Source organism: Spongiactinospora gelatinilytica (genome assembly GCF_003236385.1).
Lineage (GTDB): Bacteria > Actinomycetota > Actinomycetes > Streptosporangiales > Streptosporangiaceae > Spongiactinospora > Spongiactinospora gelatinilytica.
On sequence record NZ_POUA01000367.1, the window covers coordinates 1 to 7594 of the forward strand.

Sequence of the window (7594 nt, forward strand, 5' to 3'; positions counted from 1 at the left end):
GTCCATGGCCCGCCCCATGTCCAGGACGGTGGCGCGGTCTGGACCTCGACCGCGCCACCGTCCTGGACATGGGGCGGGCCATGGACAAGGGCCGCTTCGACTCCGTCACGCTCACCCGGTTCTACCTGGACCGCATCCGCGCGGTGGACCCGCTGCTGAACGCCGTCGTGCAGACCAACCCGGACGCGCTGAAGGAGGCCGAGCGCAGCGACCGTGCCCGGCGCCGGGGCGTTCGCGGGGTCCTGCTCGGCATCCCGGTCCTGCTGAAGGACAACATCGACACCGCCGGGCCGCTGCGCACCACCGCCGGCTCGCTGGCGCTGGCCGGTTCCCGCCCGGCCCGGGACGCCGTCCTGGTCCAGCGGCTGCGCGCGGCAGGCGCGGTGATCCTCGGCAAGACCAACCTGTCGGAGTGGGCCAACTTCCGCTCCAGCCCGTCCTCCAGCGGGTGGAGCGCCGTCGGCGGCCAGACCGCCAACCCGCACGTCCTGGACCGCAACCCGTGCGGCTCCAGCAGCGGCTCGGCGGTGGCCGTGGCCGCGAGCCTGGCCGCCGTCACCATCGGCACCGAGACCGACGGCTCGATCGTCTGCCCCGCGGGCATCAACGGCGTGGTCGGCATCAAGCCCACCGTCGGCCTGGTCAGCGGCGCGGGTGTGGTGCCGATCTCCGCGCGGCAGGACACCGCCGGGCCGATCACCAGGAACGTGACCGACGCCGCCGCCGTGCTGTCGGTCGTCCAGAGCGGCGGCCGTGACCATCTCAAGGCCCTGGACCGCGACGCCCTGGCGGGCAAGCGCATCGGCGTCTGGCGCTCGGCCGCCGCGGGCGAACCCGAGGTGCTGGCCACCCTGGACGCCGCCGTGGCCACCCTGCGGGCCCGCGGCGCCACCGTGATCGACGACATCGAGCCGCCGCACCTCGACCAGGTGGCCGAGGCGGAGTTCCCCGCGCTGCTGACCGAGTTCAAGCACGACCTGAACGCCTACCTGGCCGCCACGCCCGGCAGGCACCCCCGCGGCCTGGCCGGGCTGATCGAGTTCAACAAGCGGCACGCCGGCACCGAGCTGCGGTACTTCGGGCAGGAGCTGTTCGAGCAGGCGCAGGCCACCAGCGGCGACCTGAACGACCCGGAGTACCGGGCGCTTCGCGACAAGGCGACCACCCTGGCCCGCCAGGCGATCGACTCCGTGGTGAGCGACCACCGGCTCGACGCGGTGCTCGCCCCCACCAACAACGCCGCCTGGGTCACGGACCTGAAGCGCGGCGACGACTTCACCGGCTTCGTGGCCAGCTCACTGCCGTCCGCGGTGTCCGGCTACCCGGCGATCACCGTCCCCGGCGGGTACGCCAGAGACGTCCTGCCGCTGGGCGTGACGTTCTTCGCGGGCCGGCTCTCAGAGCCCGCGCTGATCTCCCTCGGGTACGCCTTCGAGCAGGCGAGCGGGGTCCGCAGGCCGCCCGCCTACCTGCCCACCCTGCCTCCGGCGGCGCGGCCGTGACCGACCCGGCGGCCGCCCGCGGTGGCCGCCGGGCCCCTTCCCCGATCGGCGGGGGCCTTAAGATGGGGGCTGGACGTGCCGGGGGTCTCGACGTTGGTGAGGACGGCCATTGCCGAACAGGTCTTTAGTCGCCATCAGCGACCTGCACGTGGGCTACGAACGCAACAAGACCGTCGTCGAGGGCATCCGGCCCGCCTCGCCGGACGACTGGCTGCTCCTCCCCGGTGACGTCGCCGAGCTGCTCGACGACTTCACCTGGGCGCTCAGCCTGCTCCGCGACCGCTTCGCCAAGGTCGTGTGGGCCCCGGGCAACCACGAGTTGTGGACGCACCCCGCCGACCGCTCGCCGCTGCGCGGCGTGGCGCGCTACGAGCACCTGGTGGAGATCTGCCGCTCACTCGATGTGGTGACGCCCGAGGACCCCTACCCGATCTGGGACGGGCCGGGCGGCCCGGCCGTGATCGCGCCGCTGTTCGTGCTCTACGACTACACCTTCCGCCCGGACGGCGCGGACACCACGGAGGCGGCCCTGGAACGGGCCTACGACGCCGGCGTGGTGTGCAGTGACGAGATGCTGCTGCACCCCGACCCCTACCCTTCGCGGGCGGCGTGGTGCGCCGCCCGGCTGAAGGAGACCGAGCGGCGGCTGGAAGATCGCCCGGACGGCCTGCCGACCGTGCTGATCAACCACTATCCGCTGGTCCGCGAGCCGACGCGGATTCTGCGTTATCCGGAGTTCGCGCTGTGGTGCGGCACGACCGGCACGGCCGATTGGCACCTGCGTTTCCAGGCGGCCACCGTCGTTTACGGCCACCTGCATATTCCGCGCACCACATGGCACGACGACGTCCGTTTTGAAGAGGTCTCCCTCGGTTATCCCCGTGAATGGGGCCCTCGCGCTACCACCCCCGGCGCTTTGCGGACCATCCTGCCGAATTGACCCGGCGACATCTGCTTGTCGTTGTCCATGCGCAACGTCAATTTCGCATGAATTCCTCCAGCTCTCCGGGCCCCGGTGCCGGTAACCGGGATCGCCCGCCGAGCATACGTTAGAGCCGTACGCGGCGCCATTGTTCTCCGCACCTCCCCATACGCGCATAAGGGGTGACGGAGGGTCGCTTAGCAGATTACGGGTTGCCACCTCGGGCGACGGCTGATTCCCTACACGTTTGTACGGGACCAACCGGCGATCACCCTTTCACCCTCCGAGGAGAATTCCATTGGGTGCCCTGCATCGGTTCAAACGTGCCCGAATTTCGATTCCCTTATCCGCGTTAATGCTGCTGGCGCCGCTTATCGTGCCCGCGGACGCGGCGGTCGCACGGGCCGCGCCGCCCGTGCCCCAGGTACGGCAGGCCGGCGCTCCCGCCGCCCGCGCGATGCCGCCGGAAGTCCGGCCGGACACCGCCGTGGACCCCGCCGAGCGGCCCCCGGTGGTCCCGCCCGGGACCAAGGCCGGCGGCGAGCCCGTCAAGCTTGCCGAACGGAAGTTCACCGCCCTGGCCGAGCGGGCGGCCGCGGCCACCGCCAAAGCCGCGGCCACCGCGACCGCGCAGCTCAAGGGCCACCCCGCGACGACCGGCCCGCCCGCGGCCAAAGCGGAGGACGGCTTCACCGGCCTGTTGCTGCGCCCCGGCTTCGTGCTGGGTGACACCTCGCTGGTGCTGTACTTCGGCTCCGGCCAGGTCGATCCGGCCTGGACGGGCGCGCGGATGCGGCTGTACGAGTCCGGATCGCAGACCGAGCAGGCGTCCACGCTGGTCTCTCGCGAGGACCTGACCGCCACCGCGCTGTCCTGTGGCGGGGCCGGGGAGTTCTGCCGGTCGTTCGGGTCCGCCGACGGATGGACGCTGACGACCGGAAAGGAGTACTTCGTCACGGCCGCGGCGGTCTACGACGACGGCCGGGAGGTCATCTCGCCTCCCTCCGACATCTCCGTCCCCCGTCAGACGATCGACCCGCCGCCGATCCCCGGCGAGCAGGCCATGGGCTGCGGCTGCGGCAACGCGCTGGCGCTCACCTCGGCCGGGCAGGCGTCCCGGGGGCTCGGGGTGAACACCGGCACCGGCGCGTACGTACGCACCGAGACCGACTTCGCGATGGCGTCGTTCGGGCCGCAGTTCGCCACGTCGCGGACGTACTCCTCGATGAACCGGGGGGCGAGCCTGTACGGGCTGGGCTGGGCCTGGTCGTATGACATGCGGATCACCGAGGGCGAGGGCGGCGTGGCCGTCGTGCGGGCCGAGGACGGCGCGCAGGCCCGGTACACCCCGCTGGCCGACGGGAAGCACAAGCGCCCGGCCGGTGTGCGGTCCAACCTGCGCAGGTCCGGCGACGGGTGGACGCTGACCACGCCGCGCCAGGTCCGGTACGGCTTCGACGCCGCCGGTCGGCTGACCTCGGTGCGCAACGCCCGCGACGTCGGGGTCACGCTGGCCTATGCGGGTCTGGGCGTGATCATCACCGACGCCTCCGGGCGGAAGGTGGAGGTGCGGATCGAGGGCGGGCTGATCCGGGAGATCCGGCTGCCGGACGGCCGCAACGTCAACTACTTCTACACCGGCAACCTGCTCACCTCGATGCTGGACGCCCGCGGCTTCACCTGGAAGTACACCTAGCATGCCAATGGCCTGCTGCATCAGGTGATCGACCCGCACCGGGTCGCCATCGTCACCAACGCCTACAGCGAGGACGGCCGGGTCACCGAGCAGCGCGACGGCCTGGGCAAGGCGACCACCTTCGGGTGGGACGCGGCCGAGCATGAGGCCGAGACCACCGACCCCGACGGCGTGGTGGTCTGGGACGGGTACCGGGGCAACACGCTGGTCTACTCCCAACGCGGCACCGGCGACTCCGACAACCACCGCTACGACCGCGACCTGAACCGCGACCTGGTGGTCAACGGCAAGCAGCACCAGCACGAGGCGATCTTCGACGCGAACGGCAACCGGATCCAGACCAACGCGCCCCGGCCGCTGGGCTACTCCGAGAAGACCACGTTCGACGAGCGCAACAACCCGACCCAGCACACCGACGCCAACGGCAAGGTGTGGAAGGACACCTACAACGAGTACAACGAGCTGGTCCGCAGCGTGGACCCCGAGGGCAACGAGATCACGCACGAGTACGACTCGCGCGGCCTGCGGACCTCCACCACCGACCAGCGCGGCAAGGTCACCCGCTTCGAGTACCTGCCGCAGGGTGGCCCGAACGCGGGCCTGGTCAAGGCGTCGGTCTCTCCGGAGGGACGCCGCGCCGAGGTCGTCTACGACCTCACCGGACGGCGGATCGCGTCGATCGACCCGCGTGGCACGGTGCCGGGCGGGGACCGGGCGGCGTACACCACCCGGTACGCCTACGACGCCCAGGACCGGCTGACCGGCACGCAGCAGCCCGGCAAGAACAACGCCTGGCGTAGCGGTTTCGACGAGACCGGCCGCCTGGTGCGCAGCCAGACCCCGCTGGGCCAGACCACGAACTACACCTACTACGCCAACGGCCTGCCGGCCAGGGTCGACGACGAGCGGCGGACCAGCGTCCACACCTACACCGACGCCGGTCGGGACGCCACCGCCCGGGTGCTGCTGCGCACCCGCGCGCCGATCGTCACCTCCTACACCTACAACGCCAAGGGCCTGCTGAAGACCGTCACCTCGCCGCTGGGCAACGAGCCGGGCGCGGACAAGGCCGATTTCACCACGACCTACTTCTACGACGCCAACGACAACCCGATCCGGATCCGCCACCCCTACCCCGGCGGCGGGTTCACCGACCGGGACATCAAGGCCGACCCGCTGGACCGCACGACCGGCAAGATCGACGAGCTGAACAAGGAATCGACGTTCGGCCGGGACAACAACGGCCAGGTCACCAACGCCACCGACAACCTCGGCCGCACCACCCGGATGGCGTACGACGACGCCGGGCGGCAGACCGAGATCACCGACGCGGCCGGCAAGACCACCAAGACCGTGTACGACCCGGCGGGCAACCCGATCAAGGAGACCAACGCGGTCGGGGGCGTCACCACCTGGAAGTACGACGACGACGGGCTGCTGATCGCGGTGACCGAGCCGCGCGGCAACGTCGAGGGCGCCGACCCGGACAAGTACACCACCCGGTACGAGTACGACCGGGCCGGTCAGCAGACCAAGGTCATCGACCCGCTGGGCAACACCACGACGGCGGCGTACGACGCGTCCGGCCGGGTGGTCGCGATCACCGACCCGAAGAACCGCACCACGCACCAGACGTTCAGCGAGGACGACCAGCTTCGCACGGTGCACACCCCGGAGACGCCGTACAACCCGTACGACCCGGAGGCGCGGTCCACGGTCTACACCTACAGCATCGACGGCCTGTTGGAGTCGGTCCGCGACCCGCTGGGCCGCTACACCCGGATGGCCTACGACGACGCCGGGCGGCTGATCACGAAGGCCGATCCGCTCTCGCGCCGGGTCGAGGTCACCTACGACGCCGAGAGCAACCCGCTCACCGCGATCACCATCAACGGCCCCGAATGGGTGCCGCCGGAGGAGCGCGCCAAGCGCACGGTCACCAGCACCTACGACATCCTGAGCCGCCGTACCAAGACCACCCTCGGCTCGCAGGGCCCGGTCTACACCTTCGGCTACGACGCCAAGGACCGCGTCACCGCCTACGGCGACCCGACCGGTGTCCGCGAGGTCGGGTACGACGACGAAGACCAGATCAAGACCGTCACCCGCAAGACCGCCGGGCTGGCGGACCAGACCTTCGGCTACGCCTACGACGAGCGGGGCAACATCACCTCGCGCACGTACCCGGACGGCACGAAGGTCTCCGCCGAGTACGACGCCGACAGCCGGCTCACCGCGCAGAGCGTCGCGGGCGGGGTCGCGGGCGGCGCGTCCGAGTGGACGTTCGGGTACGACCTGTCGGGCCGCCGTACCTCCACCACCCTGCCCACCGGCGGCCTGACCGAAAAGCGCGCCTACGACGAGTCCGGCCGCCTGACCGGCATCGCGACCGGTCGTGCCGACCAGGACCCTGTATCGGCATTCGACCTGACCCTCGACCAGGTCGGCAACCCCACCAAGGTCGTCACCCGGCGCGGCGACCGCAGCGAGTCGGTCGCCTACGCCTACGACACCGTGGACCGGGTCACCTCGGCCTGCTACTCGGCCACCTCGTGCGCCACCGGCTCGCAGATGGCCGGGCGGATCGACTACACCTACGACCTGATGGGCAACCGCCTGTCGCAGAAGCGGACCGGCACCGCCGGGAACGACACCACCACCTACACCTACGACGTCGCCGACCAGCTCTTACGCGAGACCGTCGCCAAGCCCGGCAGCACGATCTCCAAGAACTACACCTACGACGTCAACGGCAACCAGATCACGGCGGGCTCGGACAAGTTCACCTACAACCTGGACAACACCCTGGCCACCGCCAAGGTCGGCAACAACACCACCAGCTTCACCTACGACGCCACCGGCCTGCGCCTGTCCGCCTCCACCACCGTGGCCGCCACGACGGGGGCCGGGACGCCGACTCGCGTGACGGCGGCCGGCACCCAGCGCTGGGCGTGGGACGTCAACGGCACCCTGCCGCAGATCGCGCTGGACACCACCACCAACGCCTCCGGCGCGGTCGTGGAAAGCCGCGGCTTCACCTACGGCCCCGACGACGAGCCACTGGCCCTGCTGACCGGCGGGGGCGCGCACGCCTACACCCACGACTGGCTGGGCGGCGTGGCCAACATGCTCTCCCCGACGGGCCAGGTCGAGGCCGGCTACGACTACGACCCCTTCGGCAACCCCCGTACCGGCACCACCCTCACCCCGGCCATCGCCGGCAAGCCCGGAGCCCCGGAGGTCACCAAGCCAGAGGAAGCGGCACCAGAAAACCCCCTCAAATACACCGGCGCCTATCAGGACGAGACCACCGGCAGCGGCAACTACTACCTGCGCGACCGCAACTACAACCCGGGCACCGGCCGCTTCACCAGCATCGACCCGATGCCCACCGGCAACAACGCCACCTCCGCCTACACCTACGCGTCCAACAACCCGCTGGTGTTCACCGACCCCACCGGCATGCGCGACGAC

General features: G+C 70.8%; 4 protein-coding genes. All 4 read left to right on the top strand.

The genetic code is table 11. The annotated features are described in order from the left end of the window. Positions 1-1502 (top strand): amidase (locus C1I98_RS31750; protein ID WP_233508358.1); only part of this gene is annotated, 1502 nt, incomplete at its 5' end. Positions 1503-1611: 109 nt separating this feature from the next. Then, on the top strand, positions 1612-2442 hold the full coding sequence (locus C1I98_RS31755) for a metallophosphoesterase family protein (protein WP_111171056.1): 831 nt from the start codon (positions 1612-1614) through the stop codon (positions 2440-2442). Between the two features lie 337 nt (positions 2443-2779). Then, positions 2780-4120: a DUF6531 domain-containing protein gene (locus tag C1I98_RS31760; RefSeq protein WP_111171057.1), complete on the top strand. Its 1341-nt coding sequence runs from the start codon at positions 2780-2782 to the stop codon at positions 4118-4120. 24 nt (positions 4121-4144) lie between these two features. Next, positions 4145-7594, top strand: a 3450-nt coding sequence (locus C1I98_RS31765; RefSeq protein ID WP_146607757.1) for an RHS repeat-associated core domain-containing protein, incomplete at its 3' end; no start/stop codon positions are given.